Consider the following 23,219-nt stretch of genomic DNA (forward strand, 5'->3'; position numbering starts at 1 on the left):
CTCGAAGAATCACACGACGACGTCGTACACCACGTCCCTGGACTTGACCTCCCATTCGTCCACATCCTGCAAGCGTCCGATCAGTGCTCGAATCGCCGTCGGGTCATCACTATCGGCGAGGTCCCGTCGTGCGCGCGTTTCATTGGCTCTGCGTTGCCCTCACTTGTTCTTCGGCCAAGGGCCCAGCCAGACCATTATCTGCGTACATAAGCAGATAAAAGAGTGCCGGCGCTTGAACGCCAAGATTTGTCGCGGGCCCCTTATGGCCATCTTCGCCCGCCAGTGGCCAGTCCTCCGCATCCTGGATATGTGCGCTGTCCTGGGGGCCGCTGCAGCACTGGCCGGCTGTCCGTGTCTTCAGCACCTTTCGCGCCGACTGGACGCTGCTTGGTTCAGCGGGAAGGAGTGGCGATGAGGCGGCATCTAGCGCGGAACTTTGTTGCGGTGCTCTGCGCCGCGTTGGCGAGCTGTTCGAGCCCACCGCAGTCCGACGGCGACCTTCCGCTGCGGCGTGTCGGCGAGACCGCTCTGACCGGCGGCACGGTCCGATTCGACTACATGGCACTCGACGTCGGGCGGAGTCGACTGTTCATCGCCCACATGGGTGCCGGCGAAGTCATCGACGTCGACCTGCGGAGCAAGGCGGTGGTGAGGACCATCCCGGGGCTGCCCGACATGCACGGCGTCATCGCCGTCCCCAGTGCACATCGGGTCTATGCCACCGCGACCGGCGCTAACCAGCTCGTCGCCCTCGACCAGGACACCGGCCACGTGGTGTTCCGCGCTACCACCGGCACCTATCTCGACGGTTTGGCCTTCGACCCGATACGGAACACCGTCTGGACAACCAACGAAAGCGCGGGCAGTGAATCGGTGATCGATGCCAACACTGGGCGGTCCGCACCACCATCGCGCTCGGCGGCGAGGTGGGCAATGTCGTCTACGACGGTTTCCTCGACCAAATGGTCGTCGCGGTGCAGGGCCGAAACGAACTCGCCGTCGTCGACCCCGACGCCTACACCGTCACCGAACGAATCCCGACCCCGGGCTGCGACCATCCGCACGGACAGGCGCTCGACAACGCCGAGCAAGTAACGTTCGTCGGCTGTGAGTCCAATGCCACCGTGGTCACCGTCGGCTTGGTCAACCGGGCGGTGGTCGACCGCCGGAAGGTTGGCGAGGCACCGGATGTTCTGGTGAACGACGCCACCGCCCACCGCGTCTACGTCGCCGCCGAGAGCGGCTGGGTGAACGTCTTCGACTACGACCGCGGTCATCTCACACCGCGAGGGTCGGCGCACCTGGCCGACGGCGCCCACACACTCGCCCTCGACCCCACCGACCACCACACGTACTTCCCCGTCCCAAGGGCCTCAGCGGCCCACCCGAGCTATGGGAATTCGAACCCACGACGTGACGATCATCGAGATCACTCGCACGTTGCGGCTTCAGCTATTGGCGGGCGTTGCGCAGCAGCGCGTCGTAACTCAGTGGCGAGGATGGGCTCCTCCCGGCTGAGACACCCGCACCGCAAGAGCGATGTTGCCGCGCGAACTTCCGAAGTGCATGAGTACGTTAACCGCACTCATTCACAGTTCCCGAGATACGGCCGTAGTAGCGCGCTTGGGTGAAGAATCGGCAGGTCGCGCAGACCGTAAAAAGCTCGATACGGGTCAACGAGGCGACGCCTCGGCTTCGCTTCTCGGCTTCAGCCCGCCGTCCAGCAAGCTGGGTCGTGACGGTCTAGCGACCAATCAAATCAACCGATGCCGGTACTGTGCTGCGGCCCTGAGCCCCTTCGGTCGTCTGACACCGACGTGGTTTGTTGTGACGCAGCGTCTATGACCTCAGTGAGAAGATGACGCAGACGCGGTTCGGCTTCCTGTCCGAGGTAGCAGTCCAGCCAGCTGGCGGTGGTGGCCGCTAGGTCTTCGCTCAGGCGAACGTGATTGCGCGCGATGGCGGTGATGAGGGCGTCGATTGCGGCGAACGTCTCGCCGATGCCCAGGGTATATAGATTCGGTCGGCGTCGACTCTGCTCAAGTATGGGCGCGTAATGGCCGCCAGCTCCCAAGCCAAAGCGGCATCGTTAGGAGCCATTCGCACTGGCGTTCTGCGGGGTGTGGACACCTGGCCTCCCCTTCGTCGGCGATCTGCGCTGACTCCAACGGTAAAGCGTGGTCAGGCCTGGCGCGCGGGGTTGCGTCCACCAAGGTGGTGTACGAGTCGGACCTGATCAGCGGTACCGGCGTGTCGTAGCCGAATGATTGAAGGTCATCGCGTGATTCTTCGAGAGACCGACCAAAGTTTCTCGAGCAAAGGAACCGACGCGATGACCACTGCCCACAATATCGACCTGCCCACCGTGCTGGCCGAACGACTCACCACCGCCCATCCCGACGTGCTGCGCGAGCTGCTCGCCACATTCATCCACACCCTGATGGGCGCTGAGGCCGACGCCCTGTGCGGCGCCGGATACGGCGAACGCAGCACCGAGCGCACCAACTCCCGCAACGGCTACCGGCACCGCCAATTCGACACCCGCGCAGGCTCATTGGATCTCGCGATCCCGAAGCTGCGCCACGGCTCCTACTTCCCGGACTGGCTGCTGGAACGCCGCAAACGCGCCGAACGGGCTCTGACCACGGTAGTCGCGACCTGCTACCTGCTGGGGGTCTCGACGCGGCGGATGGACAAGCTGGTGGAGACCCTGGGGATCACGTCGCTGTCGAAGTCCCAGGTCAGCGTGATGGCTAAGGAACTCGACGCCGCCGTCGAAGCCTTCCGCACCCGGCCCTTGGACGCCGGCCCGTACACGTTCGTGGCCGCCGACGCCCTGGTGCTCAAGGTCCGCGAGGGCGGGCGGGTGGTCAACGTGCACGCCCTGATCGCGGTCGGGGTCAACGCCGAGGGCCATCGCGAAATCCTGGGTATTGACGTCAGTACCGCCGAGGACGGAGCGGGCTGGTTGACGTTCTGGCGGTCGCTGACCGCCCGCGGCCTGTCCGGGGTCAAATTGGTCACCAGCGACGCCCATGCCGGGCTGGTAGCGGCCATTGGGGCGACGCTGCCCGGGGCGGCCTGGCAGCGGTGCAGAACGCATTACACGACCAACCTGATGGCCGTCACTCCCAAGTCGTCGTGGCCGTGGGTCCGGACATTGTTGCATTCGGTGTTCGATCAACCAGACGCTGAATCGGTTGCTGCGCAATATGATCGGATCATCGAGGCCCTCGCGGACAAGCTCCCCAAGGTCGCCGACCACCTGGAAGAAGCCCGGGCGGACCTGCTGGCGTTCACTGCGTTTCCCAAGCAGATCTGGCGCCAGATCTGGAGCAACAACCCCCAGGAACGCCTCAACAAGGAGATCCGCCGACGCACCGACGTCGTCGGCATCTTCCCCGACCGAAACGCTCTGATCCGCCTCGTCGGCGCCGTCCTGGCCGAACAACACGACGAATGGGCAGAATCGCGGCGCTACCTCGGCCTCGACGTCCTCAGCAAATCACGCACCGTCAACGACACACCGACAGAACAGGAGGCCACCCCAGCGGCACTGACCGCCTGACCCAACTACCTCGAAGAATCACACGACGACGTCGTACACCACGTCCCTGGACTTGACCTCCCATTCGTCCACATCCTGCAAGCGTCCGATCAGTGCTCGAATCGCCGTCGGGTCATCACTATCGGCGAGGTCCCGTCGTGCGCGCGTTTCATTGGCTCTGCGTTGCCCTCACTTGTTCTTCGGCCAAGGGCCCAGCCAGACCATTATCTGCGTACATAAGCAGATAAAAGAGTGCCGGCGCTTGAACGCCAAGATTTGTCGCGGGCCCCTTATGGCCATCTTCGCCCGCCAGTGGCCAGTCCTCCGCATCCTGGATATGTGCGCTGTCCTGGGGGCCGCTGCAGCACTGGCCGGCTGTCCGTGTCTTCAGCACCTTTCGCGCCGACTGGACGCTGCTTGGTTCAGCGGGAAGGAGTGGCGATGAGGCGGCATCTAGCGCGGAACTTTGTTGCGGTGCTCTGCGCCGCGTTGGCGAGCTGTTCGAGCCCACCGCAGTCCGACGGCGACCTTCCGCTGCGGCGTGTCGGCGAGACCGCTCTGACCGGCGGCACGGTCCGATTCGACTACATGGCACTCGACGTCGGGCGGAGTCGACTGTTCATCGCCCACATGGGTGCCGGCGAAGTCATCGACGTCGACCTGCGGAGCAAGGCGGTGGTGAGGACCATCCCGGGGCTGCCCGACATGCACGGCGTCATCGCCGTCCCCAGTGCACATCGGGTCTATGCCACCGCGACCGGCGCTAACCAGCTCGTCGCCCTCGACCAGGACACCGGCCACGTGGTGTTCCGCGCTACCACCGGCACCTATCTCGACGGTTTGGCCTTCGACCCGATACGGAACACCGTCTGGACAACCAACGAAAGCGCGGGCAGTGAATCGGTGATCGATGCCAACACTGGGCGGTCCGCACCACCATCGCGCTCGGCGGCGAGGTGGGCAATGTCGTCTACGACGGTTTCCTCGACCAAATGGTCGTCGCGGTGCAGGGCCGAAACGAACTCGCCGTCGTCGACCCCGACGCCTACACCGTCACCGAACGAATCCCGACCCCGGGCTGCGACCATCCGCACGGACAGGCGCTCGACAACGCCGAGCAAGTAACGTTCGTCGGCTGTGAGTCCAATGCCACCGTGGTCACCGTCGGCTTGGTCAACCGGGCGGTGGTCGACCGCCGGAAGGTTGGCGAGGCACCGGATGTTCTGGTGAACGACGCCACCGCCCACCGCGTCTACGTCGCCGCCGAGAGCGGCTGGGTGAACGTCTTCGACTACGACCGCGGTCATCTCACACCGCGAGGGTCGGCGCACCTGGCCGACGGCGCCCACACACTCGCCCTCGACCCCACCGACCACCACACGTACTTCCCCGTCCCAAGGGCCTCAGCGGCCCACCCGAGCTATGGGAATTCGAACCCACGACGTGACGATCATCGAGATCACTCGCACGTTGCGGCTTCAGCTATTGGCGGGCGTTGCGCAGCAGCGCGTCGTAACTCAGTGGCGAGGATGGGCTCCTCCCGGCTGAGACACCCGCACCGCAAGAGCGATGTTGCCGCGCGAACTTCCGAAGTGCATGAGTACGTTAACCGCACTCATTCACAGTTCCCGAGATACGGCCGTAGTAGCGCGCTTGGGTGAAGAATCGGCAGGTCGCGCAGACCGTAAAAAGCTCGATACGGGTCAACGAGGCGACGCCTCGGCTTCGCTTCTCGGCTTCAGCCCGCCGTCCAGCAAGCTGGGTCGTGACGGTCTAGCGACCAATCAAATCAACCGATGCCGGTACTGTGCTGCGGCCCTGAGCCCCTTCGGTCGTCTGACACCGACGTGGTTTGTTGTGACGCAGCGTCTATGACCTCAGTGAGAAGATGACGCAGACGCGGTTCGGCTTCCTGTCCGAGGTAGCAGTCCAGCCAGCTGGCGGTGGTGGCCGCTAGGTCTTCGCTCAGGCGAACGTGATTGCGCGCGATGGCGGTGATGAGGGCGTCGATTGCGGCGAACGTCTCGCCGATGCCCAGGGTATATAGATTCGGTCGGCGTCGACTCTGCTCAAGTATGGGCGCGTAATGGCCGCCAGCTCCCAAGCCAAAGCGGCATCGTTAGGAGCCATTCGCACTGGCGTTCTGCGGGGTGTGGACACCTGGCCTCCCCTTCGTCGGCGATCTGCGCTGACTCCAACGGTAAAGCGTGGTCAGGCCTGGCGCGCGGGGTTGCGTCCACCAAGGTGGTGTACGAGTCGGACCTGATCAGCGGTACCGGCGTGTCGTAGCCGAATGATTGAAGGTCATCGCGTGATTCTTCGAGAGACCGACCAAAGTTTCTCGAGCAAAGGAACCGACGCGATGACCACTGCCCACAATATCGACCTGCCCACCGTGCTGGCCGAACGACTCACCACCGCCCATCCCGACGTGCTGCGCGAGCTGCTCGCCACATTCATCCACACCCTGATGGGCGCTGAGGCCGACGCCCTGTGCGGCGCCGGATACGGCGAACGCAGCACCGAGCGCACCAACTCCCGCAACGGCTACCGGCACCGCCAATTCGACACCCGCGCAGGCTCATTGGATCTCGCGATCCCGAAGCTGCGCCACGGCTCCTACTTCCCGGACTGGCTGCTGGAACGCCGCAAACGCGCCGAACGGGCTCTGACCACGGTAGTCGCGACCTGCTACCTGCTGGGGGTCTCGACGCGGCGGATGGACAAGCTGGTGGAGACCCTGGGGATCACGTCGCTGTCGAAGTCCCAGGTCAGCGTGATGGCTAAGGAACTCGACGCCGCCGTCGAAGCCTTCCGCACCCGGCCCTTGGACGCCGGCCCGTACACGTTCGTGGCCGCCGACGCCCTGGTGCTCAAGGTCCGCGAGGGCGGGCGGGTGGTCAACGTGCACGCCCTGATCGCGGTCGGGGTCAACGCCGAGGGCCATCGCGAAATCCTGGGTATTGACGTCAGTACCGCCGAGGACGGAGCGGGCTGGTTGACGTTCTGGCGGTCGCTGACCGCCCGCGGCCTGTCCGGGGTCAAATTGGTCACCAGCGACGCCCATGCCGGGCTGGTAGCGGCCATTGGGGCGACGCTGCCCGGGGCGGCCTGGCAGCGGTGCAGAACGCATTACACGACCAACCTGATGGCCGTCACTCCCAAGTCGTCGTGGCCGTGGGTCCGGACATTGTTGCATTCGGTGTTCGATCAACCAGACGCTGAATCGGTTGCTGCGCAATATGATCGGATCATCGAGGCCCTCGCGGACAAGCTCCCCAAGGTCGCCGACCACCTGGAAGAAGCCCGGGCGGACCTGCTGGCGTTCACTGCGTTTCCCAAGCAGATCTGGCGCCAGATCTGGAGCAACAACCCCCAGGAACGCCTCAACAAGGAGATCCGCCGACGCACCGACGTCGTCGGCATCTTCCCCGACCGAAACGCTCTGATCCGCCTCGTCGGCGCCGTCCTGGCCGAACAACACGACGAATGGGCAGAATCGCGGCGCTACCTCGGCCTCGACGTCCTCAGCAAATCACGCACCGTCAACGACACACCGACAGAACAGGAGGCCACCCCAGCGGCACTGACCGCCTGACCCAACTACCTCGAAGAATCACACGACGACGTCGTACACCACGTCCCTGGACTTGACCGCGCGCGGTGGTCGACCCCCACGGGTAAGCGCCCCGGTCAGGAACACCCCCTGAGGCACGCCGAAACGTTCTCGACCCGTTCACTTGCTGTCGGGTTGGCCAGCTCTGCAGATTGCGAGTGCGTAACCCAGCGTTTCTCATTTCTAGAGGAATGACACGCTCACCAGAGGGGCCGCGCCCCATCGTGTAAGCCCAGGTCGCGGCCTCTCGTTTCCTGTCTCACACCATGTTCGGTACGAATCTCCGTCTGACCTTCCTGGTAGTGATTGTCATCATGGACTTGGTCAAGTCCAGGGACGTGGTGTACGACGTCGTCGTGTGATTCTTCGAGGTAGTTGGGTCAGGCGGTCAGTGCCGCTGGGGTGGCCTCCTGTTCTGTCGGTGTGTCGTTGACGGTGCGTGATTTGCTGAGGACGTCGAGGCCGAGGTAGCGCCGCGATTCTGCCCATTCGTCGTGTTGTTCGGCCAGGACGGCGCCGACGAGGCGGATCAGAGCGTTTCGGTCGGGGAAGATGCCGACGACGTCGGTGCGTCGGCGGATCTCCTTGTTGAGGCGTTCCTGGGGGTTGTTGCTCCAGATCTGGCGCCAGATCTGCTTGGGAAACGCAGTGAACGCCAGCAGGTCCGCCCGGGCTTCTTCCAGGTGGTCGGCGACCTTGGGGAGCTTGTCCGCGAGGGCCTCGATGATCCGATCATATTGCGCAGCAACCGATTCAGCGTCTGGTTGATCGAACACCGAATGCAACAATGTCCGGACCCACGGCCACGACGACTTGGGAGTGACGGCCATCAGGTTGGTCGTGTAATGCGTTCTGCACCGCTGCCAGGCCGCCCCGGGCAGCGTCGCCCCAATGGCCGCTACCAGCCCGGCATGGGCGTCGCTGGTGACCAATTTGACCCCGGACAGGCCGCGGGCGGTCAGCGACCGCCAGAACGTCAACCAGCCCGCTCCGTCCTCGGCGGTACTGACGTCAATACCCAGGATTTCGCGATGGCCCTCGGCGTTGACCCCGACCGCGATCAGGGCGTGCACGTTGACCACCCGCCCGCCCTCGCGGACCTTGAGCACCAGGGCGTCGGCGGCCACGAACGTGTACGGGCCGGCGTCCAAGGGCCGGGTGCGGAAGGCTTCGACGGCGGCGTCGAGTTCCTTAGCCATCACGCTGACCTGGGACTTCGACAGCGACGTGATCCCCAGGGTCTCCACCAGCTTGTCCATCCGCCGCGTCGAGACCCCCAGCAGGTAGCAGGTCGCGACTACCGTGGTCAGAGCCCGTTCGGCGCGTTTGCGGCGTTCCAGCAGCCAGTCCGGGAAGTAGGAGCCGTGGCGCAGCTTCGGGATCGCGAGATCCAATGAGCCTGCGCGGGTGTCGAATTGGCGGTGCCGGTAGCCGTTGCGGGAGTTGGTGCGCTCGGTGCTGCGTTCGCCGTATCCGGCGCCGCACAGGGCGTCGGCCTCAGCGCCCATCAGGGTGTGGATGAATGTGGCGAGCAGCTCGCGCAGCACGTCGGGATGGGCGGTGGTGAGTCGTTCGGCCAGCACGGTGGGCAGGTCGATATTGTGGGCAGTGGTCATCGCGTCGGTTCCTTTGCTCGAGAAACTTTGGTCGGTCTCTCGAAGAATCACGCGATGACCTTCAATCATTCGGCTACGACACGCCGGTACCGCTGATCAGGTCCGACTCGTACACCACCTTGGTGGACGCAACCATGGACTTTGATGTGGACAGCGAGATCCGCCGAGAACTGGCTCTGGTGCTGGAATGCGGTGCTCTGGTGCGGGAGCGGCCAGACGGCCACGCTGAACCCGGCAGTGATCTCGCCGAAGACGAAGGCAGGTTTCCTGAAATCTGGGCGACGTCGGTGGCTCGGCGCGGTTTAGGTCAAGCCGTCGAGTGCGTGGATGCGGCGTGCGCACTGGTGCTCAGCGGTAGTTGGATGACTCCGCAGTTCGCACTGCTGCGCGCCGTCTATGAGTCTGCCGGATCCGCAGTGTGGCTATTGGCGCCCGAGGACGTCGACACACGGCTCGCGCGCCTGCTTGTCCAGCATCGCGAGTCGTGGCGCTACTCCGCGAAGGCGTTCAGCGGAACACCGCTTGACGACGGTGGGGAGCACGACGAGCGACAGCAATGGGCGACCAACGCCGCGGCGAGGGTGGGCATCGATCCGGCAAAGGGAAAGGCTGGTGGGTTCGAGGCGCTGATCGAGTCAATCGACGATCTTCCGGGACATCCCGAGTCATTGCTGACTGCGTGGCGAGTCTGTGCGGGTGTCAGCCATGCAAAGACGTGGGCGCTGCAGACAATCATCACGGAAGTCGACAGCATTGATGTCTATGAACACGGCAGGATGAGTGCCGTGGTACCGGACCGGGGGTTGTTCTTGTCCAATCTTCGCGTGGCCCGTCGGACGGTGCAGCAAGCGTGGTGCCTCTACCGGATCCGTGTTGCGGTCCGGCCGCACTCGATGAGGTTAGGGCTCGTTCGGAAGGATACCAACGGGAATGCGGTGCGCAGCTGAGCTCGGCGCGCCAAGCCCGCACGGCGGGCAACTCCTCCTTCACGGAGGGGTGGGGCGGATACCGGCGATGCTTGGGACGCAATTACGTAAGGCGCACGTATGAACGCCCTCGACCCCAGACCGCAGCAGCGATTTAAATCAATTGCCGCGCTTCGAGCCACTCGTCGCGCCATTTGTGAAAATCGACGGCGAAGGGTGAGCAGCGCTCCAACTCCTGGAGAATCGCATCCTGCTTCTTCTTGGAGGCATGCTGCCGAACAGAAGTCGGGCCGCAAAGGACAGACATCGTCTTGGGATATTTCTCCCACCTGGCTACGAGGCGCGAAGCGACGAAGCCGGTGATGCCGGCAGAAGTTGGACCTGCAATGTTGACTTCGCTTGGGGAGGGTGTCCGGCCGGAGTGAATCACGCTGTTGCGCACGTAAACAATATGTTTGAGCCATCGCGCTATCGGGCCCGTGCCTTCAAGTGACCAGTTTCCTAGGAGTCGCGTTGCGTAAAGGCGTTTGACGCGAACTGTGATGGAGCTGTGATCTGCCCATATCTTGGCGGCCTCTTCGACTGACTTCCCTTCCTCCCACAGCATCGCGGCCAGGACGCTGTCCAGCATGAGTTCGCAGGCGATCGCTGAGCTCAAAATACTTGCCCGACTGTCCCCAGCGACTTGTTCGGCCCACGCCCGACACATGTGATCCCGGATTAGGGCGCTGATGCTGCCGCGCGTGAGCTGGCCGAAGATCTGCCCGACCGTGTCGTGGTTAGTTGTGTGTTGATTCCCGCCACCAAGTCGGTTCGGTAAATGGTCCAATAGCAGTGCATATTGCCCTCCGAACTGCATTTCGTCGAAGTTTGGGCCGGCGCCGAACGCGACGGGGACGATCGGGCTCAGGGCCGGGTAGTGCAGGTCTGGCAGTGGGGCCCATGACTCGATCCGCAACGACCGGGCGACGTCGGCAATCAGCCAGTGCGCGACGGTCAAAGGGTCAACCTTGCCGTCGTGCGGTGGTGCGAAACCGGCGGCTCGGGTCTTTACCGGGACCATGACCACAGCGACCGATCGATCATGGCTGGTCCCGGCGTCGGAAAGCGGCTTATCCGGTGGTTCGTGGCCGGTGAGGGTGCTGAGCACCGAAGATGCGAGCACTGAATCAACTAGAACAGGGTTGGGTTCGGTTTTTTGGATGACCCATCGGGTCAGACAATTGAATGGTGTCTGCATCCACTTGTGATCGAAGTCTTGAGGTGATGCTCCGCGCTGGCTCAGGTACTCGTCTTCGATGACGAGCAGGTTGTATCCAGCCAATGGAAGCGCGTACGGCAGGGCGAACGAAAAAGCCATGACTCCCTCGAACACGTCCGGGTCGTACCACAAGGGCCTGGGCTGCTGTGCCATGTAACGACCTTAAGCTGCGCGGGTTTCCCGCCACGATAAAACATGGGCGTACGCCGGACGTTGGATGCGAAAGTCGGTTCCTGCGGTGATGAGGCGGTAGGAGGTGAGCTTCACGGGTCTACCGCAACCGGTCGTTTGTGAGACGGCACCATGGGAGACTGATGATCCTCACATGATGGGGGCGGAGGTTGGATGGGATGAGTTGTTCCAGGGGGCCGATTGAATAGGGCCGGGACAACGAAATGGCCGACGCGCCACCCGCCTGCAGTCAAACCCGGAGGGGTTTCAAATGCCTTCCGTAATTTCGGGCGCCTCACCAAGATCCTGATCTGGGTCATGCTGGGGTTCGGCCTGATGCTCTTCGCCGTGTGTCTACAAGCGGACCTGACCGGCGCCAAGTGGATGGAAACCTATGCTTACATACCTAACATCCTCGCGGGCTTGACTGGCTTCCTCATTGGTGTGCCATTCGCGCTCGTTGTACTCGCTACGCTTGCTAGCGAACGCGACGACAAGGCCGCAGCAGACCGGGTCAATGCGGTTTCGCAGATTGCTTGGAACCAGTTTCGCGATGCGATCACCACCCTGTGCGGCCCGCAGCGGATTGACGCGATGAGGACATGCAGCGAGCGAATTCAGGCCGTCCACGATGAGACGTGGCAAGGCATCAACAGGTATGGCACCGAACTAACGCCCGACGAGTTCCAAGAACTTATTGCGTTCGTGCAGGGCCAGTCCAGTGTTTGGAGCGACGCACTTCAGGACATGATGCGACAGGTTGGCGAGGCTTCCGACCTACGACTGCAATGGCTTGCAGCGGTTCGGGATTGGAACACTCTGGACCAGTACGTCCGGCTGCAACGCTTGGAGCGGGGATTGCCCTGGTTTCACCGCGAGCTGGATTCACTTCTGCAAGAACGGATGGTTTCGGACAAACATCCAATGCGCCGATTCTTCGAGATGCACGACGGCGACTATGGGCACGAACCCGGTCAACCGGATGACATGGGTTCAGCCTGGCGACGAGTCAATGACCTCGGCCAACTTGGATATAGCCAAGACACCTTTAATCAGGTCCGCCTGCAGAGTGGAGCGCATTTCCCAACCACCCGTGTTGAGGGCTACCTCTACACCGCGACAGACGTTGGACACCACATGGGCATGCTCTACGCCTTTGTACGGCAGATTGATCGCAGCGGTTGGCCTGCTGTCGCACCCGAGGATCCGCCCTTGGCGTCCTAGGACTCCGCTTCATAGGTGTCCAGGGCCTGCGGGCGCCGACACCGAATGGGCTTGCCACTCCCCCGCCGTCCCCAAAACCTTCGTTTTCGGGACAAGTGGGGCTGACTCTGCCTGACGTCCCCGGCGGGAATGTTGCAAAGCGAACTTCTGAGAGTGCGGTCTCTTGGTTGAGAAGGTCACGCATGTCGTGGCGGTGGCGGGCGGGCTGCAGCAAAACCTCGAGCGAGGCCGCTGAGCACGGTGGTGTTTTGGAGGGCTCTCCACGCCCTGGGCGATGGGCTTTCTAGGCCCCGCTCACCGGAAAGGCCAATGGCGCAGCACTTTGATGTCCGCTTGATCCACGCCGACCGGCCAGCCCTGAATTCCAGATCTGTAACTTAGAGGTTACCGCGTCAACCTTGAAAACTCGTCGCCGGTTTTCAAGGTTCACTGGCATCGGCTATCACGGTTCCCACCGGCCCGGACTAGTGCGTGCGACCGCTAGGGCCCGCCACAAATCGTGACCAGTCCGCAGTCAGTCCGCAGCTCGTCTCCGTTTCGTCGGTCCAGGCCAACGACTCCAACGCTTTGACCTGCACTTTCTCGCCGTAACCAACACACCCAACTCAATCAAAAGCCTAGGTGTCGTGGTTCGGGACGAAGAGGTCGTGGGTTCGAATCCCGCCACCCCGACTCACTGCAGATCAGGGCCCCGGGTGCACGTGCACCCGGGGCCCTGATCGTCGTCGGCCGTCATGCCATGTCAGACGGTGCCGCCGGCACCTCCCGCTCCGCCGGTACCGCCGGCGCCGCCACTCGTGCTGCCAGACGACGGATTCGATCCGGCGGCACCCGCCGAGCCCGCGCTGCCCGGCGAGGGCGTTCCGGCGCCCGACGCCCCGCCGGTTCCCCCGGTGCCACCCCGTCCGCCGGTGCCCGGCGTTCCCGTCGAGCCGGCCGTACCGTTGGTGCCGGTCCGGCCGAAGGTCGACGTCCCGGCCGATCCGGCTGCTCCGCCCGTGCCGGCGTCGCCACCCGCCCCACCGGTTCCGCCCTGTCCTCCGGAAGCGCCCGGACTGGCGATGCGCACGGGGCTGCTCGGGACGAAGGATCCCTGACCGCCGGTGCCGCCAGCGCCACCCTGCGCGCCGTTCCCGCCGTTGCCGCCGCTTCCGCCGGCGCCTGCTGCGCCGCCGTCTCCGAAGAGGCCCCCACGGCCGCCGGCACCGCCGGCGCCGCCGTTGGTGCCGCTCTCGCCGACCGCACCGGTTCCGCCCGTCCCACCATCGCCGGACGCCCCTGCGGTGCGCGTCGATCCGCTGTAGCCATACGCGAAGCCGCCCTGCCCGCCGGTCCCGCCGGTGCCGCCGGCGTCGCCGCCGTCTCCACCCCGCCCACCCGCGCCGCCGGCGACGACGGTGGTGAAGCCGGGGAAGACCGAGCTGGTGTCGCCGTAGCCGCCGTGACCGCCCGTGCCGCCGGCGCCGCCACCGGACCCCTTGCCTCCCGCGCCGCCGGCGCCACCCGTGGCGGAGATGACGGGCGGCGGCGTGCTCCCGGGATTGACCAGCGTGTGCGAGGCGATGCCGCCGTTGACGCCGCCGCCGCCGGAGGCATCGGTTCCCGCTGCGGCGTCCTCACCCGGGGCGCCGTCATCGCCGACCACGACACCGGTACCGACGGTGAAGCCGCCGCCCCCTCCGGCTCCCGGCTGCGTGGCCGGACTCCGGTTGACGCCGTCCTTTCCGCTGTAGCCGGCACCACCGGTGCCGCCGCTTCCGCCGCCACCGAACCACGACGCGTCGCCGCCGCTGCCGCCCGCACCGCCGGCGACACCCAGCGCGCCGTCGGCACCGCGACCGCCGTTGCCGCCGCTGCCGAAGAGCGACAGGAGACCGGCGCTTCCTCCGGCGCCGCCGGCCTGTCCCGGCGTCACGCCATTTCCGCCACTACCGCCGTTGCCGAAGAACAGACCACCATTGCCGCCGCGACCACCGTTCGCTCCTGCGCCGCCGCTGCCGAAGAACAAGCCGCCATTGCCGCCATTGCATGCCGCGCCGACGCAATCAGCGGCCGCATCGACCCCGTTGCCGAACAGCCCGAAAAGCGGGCCGCCGACGGAGGCACCGATCGTGGGTACCGCGACGACGGCTCGAGGGGTCACCGACGCAGCGACGACGTTGCCGGGGCCCGCCAGACAGGACGGAACCGTGGCCGAGCAGGACGCGCCGAGGTCGGGGGCGGCGTGCGCCGTCGCCGACGGTCCGAAGATCAGCGCCCCGCCGGCCGCGAGTCCGGCGGCGAGAACGGCGACCCCGCCGGTGTGCTGTCGAACGGTCATGAGTCTCCTTTGAAGGGCAACCGCGACAACCTTTGCCAGCGGTACGGAACGAGGCTACTTTCTGCGGCTACGTCAATAGTAAATATCGAAGAATCCGGCAGGTGTCGCCGAGGCGCAACACTCTGATCCGACGTCAGCCGGGCACGACCCACCGAGGTTCGGCCTTTGCCGAACCTCTCGACCGCTCAGTTGCGAAACACCACGGGCCGACTCGGCCGTCCCGAGTATCGCCAGGGTCGGTGCCGTGCGCGAGGCCGTCGACTACTGCAATCCGGTCGGCTGTCAGCCCGCGACTACTGCACTGCCGACCGCCTCCCAGATGCCGCCGCTATCGTCGCGGTCGGGAATGAACGTGACCCACTCGCAAACGGAGGCGTCGTGACCGGTCACACGGGAGCACTGAACACCGCGGCGGCGGTCCGTCGCTGGCAGCTCGACGACGTCACCTTCACCTACGTCGTCGACGGCGCGATGTCGATGCTTCCCGCCGCCTTCCTGCCCGCCGTCCCCGCCGATTATTGGCGCGCCCACCCCGACGAGGTCGACGCCGCGGGCCACGTGGCGATGTCGACCGGTGGTCTGCTGGTGCAACGCGACGGTCACACCCTGCTCGTCGACACGGGTTTCGGCGCCGTCCAGATGGAATCGCCCTTCGGCCGGGTCGACTGCGGAGCGCTCCTCGACACCCTCGCGTCGCTCGGGGTCGCGCCCGACGACGTCGACGTCGTCGCGCTGACGCACCTGCACCCGGACCACACGGGGTGGATGTTCACCGCGGATGCCGGCGACCCCGTCTTTCCCCGGGCCACCTACGTGCTCGCCGAGGCCGAGTGGTCGCCCCTGGCGGGCGGCGCACCGGACGCCGACGCGGGCATCGCCGCGATCGTGTCCGGGCTGCAGCGCCACCCCCTGCTGCGGCTGGTCGCCGACGGCGAGGACGTGGTGCCGGGGGTCACGGCGCTCGTCACACCGGGGCACAGCAGCGGGCATGCGTCGTACGTGGTGAGGACGGCGCGGGGCGCTCGGGTCGTGGCGTTCGGCGACGCCTTCCACGCCCCCGCCCAGCTCGGTCATCCGGAGTGGCGGTCGGCACCGGACGCGGAGCCTGCCCGCGTCCCCGAGGCGCGACGGCGCATCGTCGACGTACTACTCGCCCCCGATACGTACGGCTTCGCCGTCCACTTCGGCGATCAGCCCTTCGGACGCGTCACCTCCGATGGCGGCGTACCGCAGTGGCAGCCCGTGGCGGCCCCCGTCATTGCACCGCCACCGGGAACTACCCGATCGGCTAGGTAAGGATGGCGTCGTCGTCGTGTTCGTGAACCTTGGCGTAGGCCGCAAAGGATCCGAATTCGGCGGCACCGATGAGCAGCAACGGCCACATTGCGCCGGCGGCGAGGCTCAGCAACATGCGGTGCGGTACGGGTCGCAGGCCGGCGTTCATGCGCACGCTCAGCGCGAACACGATGACGGCGCTCGCCAGACCGACCACGCCGTAGGCGTACAACAGAGTCCAGGCCACAATGCCCCCTCGTGGATTGGCTACTGCGCGGCCTATTCCCAGCTTGGTAGAACCTCAAACGTGGCAAAGCAACGCGCCGTCAGCCCACCTTCGCGCGCAACGCCTCCAACAGCGGGCCGGCGGCCTCGTCGAGGAAGCGGCCCTGCGCCTCGTCGCCGACCTGCACCAGGGCGACGTCGGTGAAGCCGGCGTCGGCATACTCCTGAACCGCCTCGACGATGGCGTCCACATCCGGACCGCACGGGATCGACGAGGCGGTGTCCTCGGGCCGCACGAACTGCGTCGCCCCGGCGAAGCCCGCCGTCGTCGGCAGATCCGCATTGACCGCCCACCCGCCGGCGAACCAGCGGAACTGGTCATGGGCGCGGGCCACCGCCGCGTCCCGGTCCGGATCCCAGCTGATGGGCAGCTGACCGATCACGCGCACGTCGCCCGGCAGCCCCGTCGCGCGCCGCGCATCGTGCCACTTGTCGACGAGGTCCTTGTTGGGTTCGACGGCGATCAGATGGTCGGCCAGCGGCGCGAAGGTCTCGACCGACCGGTCACCGGACACCGCCGCGGCGATCTTCACGGGGACGTCCGGGAGGTCCCACAGCCGTGCCGAATCGACCTCGAAGTACTCTCCCTTCCAGTCGACCATCTCGCCGCCGAACAGCTCGCGGATGATCTGGATCGCCTCGCGCAGCATCTCCTGCCTGCGAGTGACCGTCGGCCATCCCTTGCCCACGACGTGCTCGTTGAGGTTCTCGCCGCTGCCGACGCCGAGCGTGAAGCGGCCGTCGGCCAGGATCTGCAAGGTCGCCGCCTGCTGCGCCACGATCGCCGGGTGGTAGCGGACGGTCGGACACGTCACGTAGGTCATCAGCTCCACCGAGCTGGTGGCCTGCGCGACGGCGCCGAGCATGGTCCACGCATTCGGTGCGTGCCCCTGCGAACTGAGCCACGGCGAGAAGTGATCGCTGCTGACCTCGAAGTCGAATCCCGCGCGCTCTGCCGAAACCGCATAGTCCACAAGCTGTTTCGGGCCGCTCTGCTCGGTCATCAAGGTGTATCCGAAACGCGTCATGGCCGCCGGGTACCCGGGCGGCCCCCGCGGAAACCGCCCGTCAGCGGTTCGTCACGGCTAGAGCCGGTCCTTCACCGCCGCCGACAGTCGCGCGCCGTCGGCCTGCCCGGCCGCGATCGCCGTGGCCGCCTTCATCACCAGACCCATGTGCTTCTTGCCGGGCCGCTCGCCGAGTTCTTCGGCCACCTGCGCCATGGCGGTGTTAACGACGTTGGCCACCTCGTCGTCGTTGAGCTGCGCGGGCAGGTACTCGTCGATGACGCTCGCCTCGGCGCGCTCGTTGGCCGCGAGTTCGCCACGACCGTTCTGCACGTAGATCGTCGCCGCCTCACCGCGTTTGCGTGATTCCCGGGTCAGCACCTTCAGCACGTCGTCGTCGGACAGCTCGCGCGCGGCCTTACCCGAGACCTCCTCGGCCTGGATCGCGGCCAGCAGCATGCGCAGCGTCGCGGTGCGCAAGGTGTCCCGTGCCTTCATGGCCGCGGTCAGGTCCTTCCGCAGCCGTTCCTTGAGTTCCGCCATGAAGGGAACGCTACGCCCGGCTGCGGTCGCCGTGGCAGGCTCGTTGCCGATGGCCGACGCGGTCGACAGGATGGTGATCATGAGCAACGACGCGGGTGGGGCCGGCCCGCCGGGTTACGGTCCTCCACCAGGCTTCGGTCCCCCGCCGAGTTACGGCCCACCGTTGAGCTACGGGCCCCCGCCCGGATACGGTCCCCCGCCGGGCTACGGCTCACCGCCGGGTTACGGTCCCCCGCCAGGCTATGGCCCACCGCCGAGCTACGGGCCCCCACCGGGCTACGGTCCACCGCCCGGATACGGCTATCCGCCCCCGGGCGGTTTCGGTCCGGGTGGCTACCCCGGCTTCCCGGGGCAACCGCCGGCGCTCAAGCCCGGCATCATCCCGCTGCGGCCGCTGACGATCTCCGACGTCTTCAACGGCGCGTTCTCCTACGTGCGCAGCAACCCCAAGGCGTCGCTCGGCCTGACCGCCGCCGTCATCGTCCTCGCACAACTCCTCGTCCTCGTCCTGCAGGTCGGGTCGTTCGCCGGACTGGCGGCCACCGATCCCTCGAGCGGTGACGACGTCTCCGTCGCGACCATCGTCGGGCTGTCGTTGTCGGGGATCCTCGGCGGCGTGGTCACCGTCGTGTCGACGATCGTGCTCAGCGGGCTGCTGACCGTCGTCGTGGGCCGCGCCGTGTTCGGCGCGGGCATCTCCATCGGCGAGGCGTGGCGCCGGGTGCGCGGGCGCGTGCTCGCCCTGCTGGGCGTCGTCGGCATCGAGATCCTCGGCCTGGTGTTGATCGTCGGCGTCGTCATCGGGGTGGTCGTCACGGTCGGCTACATACTCGGCGACGTCGCGGCCGTCCTCCTCGGCATCCTGCTCGGACTGCTCGTCCTGGTCGGCCTCGCCTACCTCGGCACCATCCTGCTGTTCGCCCCGACCCTGGTGGTGCTCGAGCGCCTGCCGGTGATGGCCGCGTTCCGGCGGTCCATCGCCCTGGTCCGGCGCGACTTCTGGCGCGTGCTCGGCATCTGGTTGCTCGGCCAGTTGCTGGCCGCGATCATCTCCGGCGCGGTGTCACTGCCCTTCAGCCTGGTGGGCCAAATCCTGGCGGGCAGCGGTGCGTCGGGAGGACCACTGATCCTGGCGATGGTGCTGCTGGCCATCGGCTCGGCCATCGGTCAGATCGTCACCGCACCCTTCACCGCCGGCGTGGTGGTGCTGCTCTACACCGACCGCCGTATCCGCGCCGAGGCCTTCGATCTCGTGCTGCAGACCGGCGTCGGCATCCCGCCGGGCGCGCCGTCCGACTCCACCGACCACCTCTGGCTCACCGCGCCGCAGGCCGCCCGCTACTGAGGTGCCGACGCTGGACATCGACCGGGACGCCGCCCACGACGCCGCGCAACGCGAACTCTCGAAGCCCATCTATCCGCGGGCATCGCTCACCGACCGCATCACCGACTGGCTCGACGACCTGATCTACCGGATCACCGTGGAAGGCGCGTCCATCCCCGGCGGCTGGCTCACGCTCTCGGTGCTGCTGATCCTCGTCGTGATCGCGGTCGTCGTCGCCATACGTCTCGCGCGGCGGACCATGCGTACGCAGCGCGCCCGCGACGCCGCGGTGTTCGCCGGGCACGACCGGACCGCCGCCGAGCACCGGGCCGCCGCCGAGGAGAGCGCCGCCCGCGGCGACTGGTCCGCGGCCATCCGGCACCGGCTGCGCGCCGTGGCACGCCACCTGGAGGACACCGGGGTCCTGCTGCCCGTGCCCGGCCGTACCGCCACCGAACTCGCGCGCGACACCGCCGCGGCACTACCCGCCCTCACCGACGAGATGCGCCGCGCCGCCGAGGCATTCAACGACGTCACCTACGGCGCCCGTCCCGGCACCGAGGCGGCGTACCGCGTCGTCGCCGACCTCGACGACCACCTGCGGACCAGGCCGTCGGGCCCGGGCGGCGCAGCGGCGGCGGGGTCCACCCAGGGCTGGGCGGAGGTCCGATGACGGGCATTACCGCCGTCGGACCGACCGTCGGGCAGCGCTGGGGGACGGTGAAGTGGGTGCTGGTCGCCCTGCTCGCGATCACCGCCGTCTCGCTGCTGAGCACCTGGCTCACCGCGCCGCGCCCGGGTGCGCCGCTGGCCGCCGACTCCACCTCCCCCGACGGGGCCCGCGCCCTGGTGACGCTGCTGCGCGACGAGGGTGTGACCGTCGTCGAGGCGCGCTCGCTCGCCGACGTCGCGCGCGAGGCACGGCCCGACACGCTGCTCGTCGTCGCGCAGACCTACTTCCTCGTCGACGACGACGGGCTCGACGCCCTCGCCGACCTGCCGGGCGACCGGCTGCTGGTGGCCCCGGTGTCGCGGGCCCGCGAGGTGCTGGCACCCGATCTCGCCGAGGGCGAGGACCTCAGCATGGGCGGCGACCCGGACTGCGACCTGCCTGCCGCCCGGCGGGCCGGCCGCGTCCAACTCGACGGCAGCGCCACCTACGGTCGCGCCGACGGCGCCGGCGACGTCACCGTCACCCGGTGTTACGACGGGGCGCTCGCCCAGTACCGCGCGGACGGCCGCACCGTGACCGCCGTCGGGGACGCGTCGTTCCTCACCAACGCCGGGCTGCCGAAGGAGGGCAACGCCGCGTTGGCGATGAACCTCGTCGGGAGCCGCGAGCGCGTCATCTGGTACGTCCCCACGTTCGTCGAGGGCGAGTCCGACGCGTCGGCGTCGATCACCGACCTCATTCCGGACCGGGTCACGTGGCTGGTCCTGCAGCTGTGCCTCGTCGTCGCGCTCGTCGCGGTGTGGCGCAGCCGCCGGGTCGGTCCGCTGGTCGCCGAGGACCTCCCCGTGGTGGTGCGCGCCTCGGAGACCGTCGAGGGTCGCGGTCGGCTGTACCGGGCGCACCGTGCCCGCGACCGCGCGGCCGACGCACTGCGCACCGGCACCCTGCAGCGCATGCTGCCGCGCCTCGGACTGTCGGCCGGCGCCGCTCCGGCCGCCGTCGCTCAGGCGGTCGCGGGCCGCATCGGCGGCGACCCGGACACCCACCATCACCGACTGTTCGGACCACCGCCGGCCACCGACGACGGGCTGGTCACCCTCGCCCGCCATCTGGACGACATCGAAAGGCAGGTCACGCACTCGTGACGACTTCCCCCGCGGACGGCGACGCCGCCCGCCAGGCCCTGCTGGCCCTGCGCGCCGAGATCGGCAAGGCCGTCGTCGGCCAGGACGCCGTGATCAGCGGGCTGGTCATCGCATTGCTGTGCCGCGGTCACGTGCTGCTCGAAGGCGTTCCGGGCGTGGCGAAGACGCTGCTGGTCCGCACACTCGCGGCGACGCTGCGGCTGGAGTTCAAGCGCGTGCAGTTCACGCCCGACCTGATGCCCGGGGACATCACCGGTTCGCTGATCTACGACACCCACACCGCCGCATTCGCGTTCCGCGCCGGACCGGTGTTCACCAACCTGCTGCTGGCCGACGAGATCAACCGGACGCCGCCCAAGACCCAGGCGGCGCTGCTGGAGGCGATGGAGGAGCGCCAGGTCAGCGTCGAGGGCGAGGCGCGCCCGCTGCCCGACCCGTTCATCGTCGCCGCGACGCAGAACCCGATCGAGTACGAGGGCACCTACCAGCTGCCCGAGGCGCAGCTCGACCGCTTCCTGCTCAAGCTCACGGTGCCGCTGCCGCCGCGGGACCAGGAGGTGGCGATCCTCTCGCGGCACGCCCGCGGATTCGACCCGCGCAACCTCGACGACGTGCGACCCGTTGCGGGTCCGGCCGAACTCGCCGCGGGCCGGGCCGCGGTGCGCCAGGTCCTCGTCGGCGACGAGGTGCTCGGCTACATCGTCGACATCGCCGGTGCCACACGGCATTCCCCGGCGCTGCAGCTCGGCGTCTCACCGCGCGGCGCCACCGCCCTGCTGGCCACGGCGCGGGCATGGGCGTGGTTGTCCGGTCGGGGCTACGTGACGCCCGATGACGTCAAGGCCATGGCGCGGCCGACGCTGCGGCACCGCATCGCGCTGCGGCCCGAGGCCGAGTTGGAGGGTGCGACGCCCGACGGCGTGCTGGACGGCATCCTCGCCGCGGTACCGGTGCCGCGCTAGTGTTCCTGACCGGACGCAGCGGCCTGGTGGCGCTCGTCTGCGCGCTGCCGATCGTCGTATCCCCATGGCCGGCAGCGACCTTCGCAGTACTGCTGGTGCTGCTGGTCCTGGCCGTTTCCGTCGACGTCGCGCTGGCGGCCGGCGTGCGCTCGCTGCGCTTCGAACGCAGCGGGGACACCACGGCACGTCTCGGCGAGTCCGTGGACGCGGTGCTGACCGTCGGCAACGACGGCGGTCGCCGATTTCGGGGCGTCGTGCGCGACGCGTGGCCGCCGTCGGCACGCGCCGCACCGCGCCTGCACCCCGTCGACGTCGCGGCGGGCCAGCGGGTCCGGGTGGTGACGACGCTGCGACCCAACCGGCGCGGCGACCAGCGAGCCGCGGTCGTCACGGCGCGTTCCCGCGGTCCGCTCGGGCTCGCCGGCAGGCAGGGCTCGCACCGCGTGCCGTGGCAGGTGCGCGTGCTGCCGCCGTTCCTCTCGCGCAAGCACCTGCCGTCGCGGCTGGCCCGGCTGCGCGAACTCGACGGCATGATCCCGGTGTTGATCCGCGGGCAGGGCACCGAGTTCGACTCGCTGCGCGAGTACGTCGCCGGCGACGACGTCCGGTCCATCGACTGGCGCGCGACCGCCCGGCGCTCGGACGTCGTTGTGCGGACGTGGCGGCCGGAACGCGACCGTCGGATCGTGCTGGTGCTCGACACCGGACGCACCTCCGCCGGACGCGTCGGCGTCGACCCGACCGCCGGCGACCCCGGTGGATGGCCGCGGCTCGACTGGTCCATGGACGCCGCACTGCTGTTGGCGGCGTTGGCATCTCGCGCGGGCGACCACGTCGATTTCATCGCCTGTGACCGCGTCGTGCGCGCCGGTGTGCACGGCGCATCGCGTACCGAACTGCTGGCACAGCTGGTGACGGCGATGGCGCCGCTGCAGCCGGCACTGCTCGAGTCCGACGCGACGGCGATGGTGGCGGCCGTCAACCGTCGCGCCCGGCGTCGTGCTCTGGTGGTGCTGCTGACCGAGTTGAACGCCTCGGCACTCGACGAAGGGCTGCTGACCGTGCTGCCGCAGCTCGCCGGGCGGCACCAGGTGCTGGTGGCGTCCGTGGCCGATCCGCGCGTCGACGCGCTGGCGGCCGGACGCGCCGACGCGGCCCAGGTGTACGACGCCGCGGCCGCCGAACGGTCCCGCAACGAGCGGCTCGCGCTCGCCGCTCGGCTGCGCCGCCATGGCGTCGACGTCGTGGACGCCGAACCCGAGGACCTGGCGCCCGCGCTGGCCGACCGCTACCTGGCGATGAAGGCGACGGGACGGCTGTGAGC

General features: G+C 67.4%; 18 protein-coding genes. 12 read left to right on the forward strand and 6 right to left on the reverse strand.

All coding sequences use genetic code 11. From position 1 onward, the window contains the following. Nucleotides 1-926 precede the first annotated feature (926 nt). The 4 genes from FZ046_RS27615 to FZ046_RS03600 all read left to right on the forward strand — a co-directional run bounded on the left by FZ046_RS27615 (nucleotide 927) and on the right by FZ046_RS03600 (nucleotide 7,145). A complete protein-coding gene (locus FZ046_RS27615; RefSeq protein WP_211372264.1) occupies nucleotides 927-1,631 on the forward strand; it encodes a YncE family protein in 705 nt (234 codons plus the stop codon). Between the two features lie 701 nt (nucleotides 1,632-2,332). Next, nucleotides 2,333-3,568 carry an IS256 family transposase gene (locus FZ046_RS03590; RefSeq protein WP_070356446.1) on the forward strand — a complete coding sequence of 412 codons (1,236 nt, stop codon included), beginning with the start codon at nucleotides 2,333-2,335 and terminating at the stop codon, nucleotides 3,566-3,568. 935 nt (nucleotides 3,569-4,503) lie between these two features. Further along, on the forward strand, nucleotides 4,504-5,208 hold the full coding sequence (locus tag FZ046_RS27620) for a YncE family protein (RefSeq protein WP_211372264.1): 705 nt from the start codon (nucleotides 4,504-4,506) through the stop codon (nucleotides 5,206-5,208). A 701-nt stretch (nucleotides 5,209-5,909) separates the two neighbouring features. Next, nucleotides 5,910-7,145 carry an IS256 family transposase gene (locus tag FZ046_RS03600; protein WP_070356446.1) on the forward strand — a complete coding sequence of 412 codons (1,236 nt, stop codon included), beginning with the start codon at nucleotides 5,910-5,912 and terminating at the stop codon, nucleotides 7,143-7,145. A gap of 398 nt (nucleotides 7,146-7,543) precedes the next feature. Here the strand turns inward: FZ046_RS03600 and FZ046_RS03605 are convergent, their stop codons facing one another. Further along, nucleotides 7,544-8,779, reverse strand: coding sequence for an IS256 family transposase (locus FZ046_RS03605; protein WP_070356446.1), 1,236 nt, complete (start codon nucleotides 8,777-8,779; stop codon nucleotides 7,544-7,546). A gap of 122 nt (nucleotides 8,780-8,901) precedes the next feature. Here FZ046_RS03605 and FZ046_RS03610 point away from each other — a divergent pair, with 122 nt between their 5' ends. Then, complete coding sequence (locus FZ046_RS03610; protein ID WP_149484186.1) at nucleotides 8,902-9,726, forward strand: hypothetical protein; 825 nt, start codon at nucleotides 8,902-8,904, stop codon at nucleotides 9,724-9,726. Nucleotides 9,727-9,859: 133 nt separating this feature from the next. Here the strand turns inward: FZ046_RS03610 and FZ046_RS03615 are convergent, their stop codons facing one another. Beyond that, on the reverse strand, nucleotides 9,860-11,119 hold the full coding sequence (locus FZ046_RS03615; protein WP_125939718.1) for a hypothetical protein: 1,260 nt from the start codon (nucleotides 11,117-11,119) through the stop codon (nucleotides 9,860-9,862). 336 nt (nucleotides 11,120-11,455) lie between these two features. Here FZ046_RS03615 and FZ046_RS03620 point away from each other — a divergent pair, with 336 nt between their 5' ends. After that, nucleotides 11,456-12,361: a hypothetical protein gene (locus FZ046_RS03620; RefSeq protein WP_070353375.1), complete on the forward strand. Its 906-nt coding sequence runs from the start codon at nucleotides 11,456-11,458 to the stop codon at nucleotides 12,359-12,361. Between the two features lie 742 nt (nucleotides 12,362-13,103). Here FZ046_RS03620 and FZ046_RS28110 read toward each other — a convergent pair. Next, nucleotides 13,104-14,681 carry a hypothetical protein gene (locus FZ046_RS28110; protein ID WP_070353374.1) on the reverse strand — a complete coding sequence of 526 codons (1,578 nt, stop codon included), beginning with the start codon at nucleotides 14,679-14,681 and terminating at the stop codon, nucleotides 13,104-13,106. Nucleotides 14,682-15,059: 378 nt separating this feature from the next. Between FZ046_RS28110 and FZ046_RS03635 the strand changes: the two genes are divergently transcribed. Continuing rightward, the gene (locus FZ046_RS03635) at nucleotides 15,060-15,977 is read left to right on the forward strand and encodes an MBL fold metallo-hydrolase (protein WP_070353373.1); all 918 of its coding nucleotides are present in this window, start codon (nucleotides 15,060-15,062) and stop codon (nucleotides 15,975-15,977) included. Here FZ046_RS03635 and FZ046_RS03640 read toward each other — a convergent pair. From FZ046_RS03640 to FZ046_RS03650, 3 genes are all read right to left on the reverse strand, one after another. Beyond that, on the reverse strand, nucleotides 15,970-16,188 hold the full coding sequence (locus FZ046_RS03640; protein WP_070353372.1) for a hypothetical protein: 219 nt from the start codon (nucleotides 16,186-16,188) through the stop codon (nucleotides 15,970-15,972). The two genes, FZ046_RS03635 and FZ046_RS03640, sit on opposite strands and share 8 nt — an antisense overlap. A gap of 94 nt (nucleotides 16,189-16,282) precedes the next feature. Continuing rightward, a complete protein-coding gene (locus FZ046_RS03645) occupies nucleotides 16,283-17,269 on the reverse strand; it encodes an LLM class F420-dependent oxidoreductase (RefSeq protein WP_070353371.1) in 987 nt (328 codons plus the stop codon). 57 nt (nucleotides 17,270-17,326) lie between these two features. Continuing rightward, complete coding sequence (locus FZ046_RS03650) at nucleotides 17,327-17,791, reverse strand: GatB/YqeY domain-containing protein (protein ID WP_070353390.1); 465 nt, start codon at nucleotides 17,789-17,791, stop codon at nucleotides 17,327-17,329. A gap of 70 nt (nucleotides 17,792-17,861) precedes the next feature. Between FZ046_RS03650 and FZ046_RS03655 the strand changes: the two genes are divergently transcribed. The 5 genes from FZ046_RS03655 to FZ046_RS03675 are packed head-to-tail and all read left to right on the forward strand — an operon-like array spanning nucleotide 17,862 to nucleotide 23,217. Beyond that, nucleotides 17,862-19,136 carry a DUF7847 domain-containing protein gene (locus FZ046_RS03655; protein WP_070353370.1) on the forward strand — a complete coding sequence of 425 codons (1,275 nt, stop codon included), beginning with the start codon at nucleotides 17,862-17,864 and terminating at the stop codon, nucleotides 19,134-19,136. 1 nt (nucleotide 19,137) lies between these two features. Next, nucleotides 19,138-19,788, forward strand: a complete 651-nt coding sequence (locus FZ046_RS03660) for a DUF4129 domain-containing protein (RefSeq protein WP_070353369.1) — start codon at nucleotides 19,138-19,140, stop codon at nucleotides 19,786-19,788. Further along, nucleotides 19,785-20,933: a DUF4350 domain-containing protein gene (locus tag FZ046_RS03665; protein ID WP_083298234.1), complete on the forward strand. Its 1,149-nt coding sequence runs from the start codon at nucleotides 19,785-19,787 to the stop codon at nucleotides 20,931-20,933. The genes FZ046_RS03660 and FZ046_RS03665 overlap by 4 nt, the downstream gene beginning before the upstream one ends. Then, nucleotides 20,930-21,895 carry an AAA family ATPase gene (locus tag FZ046_RS03670; RefSeq protein WP_070353368.1) on the forward strand — a complete coding sequence of 322 codons (966 nt, stop codon included), beginning with the start codon at nucleotides 20,930-20,932 and terminating at the stop codon, nucleotides 21,893-21,895. The genes FZ046_RS03665 and FZ046_RS03670 overlap by 4 nt, the downstream gene beginning before the upstream one ends. Then, a complete protein-coding gene (locus tag FZ046_RS03675) occupies nucleotides 21,895-23,217 on the forward strand; it encodes a DUF58 domain-containing protein (protein WP_070353367.1) in 1,323 nt (440 codons plus the stop codon). The genes FZ046_RS03670 and FZ046_RS03675 overlap by 1 nt, the downstream gene beginning before the upstream one ends. Nucleotides 23,218-23,219 lie beyond the last annotated feature (2 nt).

The organism is Mycolicibacterium grossiae (assembly GCF_008329645.1).
In the GTDB taxonomy this organism is placed as follows: Bacteria; Actinomycetota; Actinomycetes; order Mycobacteriales; family Mycobacteriaceae; genus Mycobacterium; species Mycobacterium grossiae.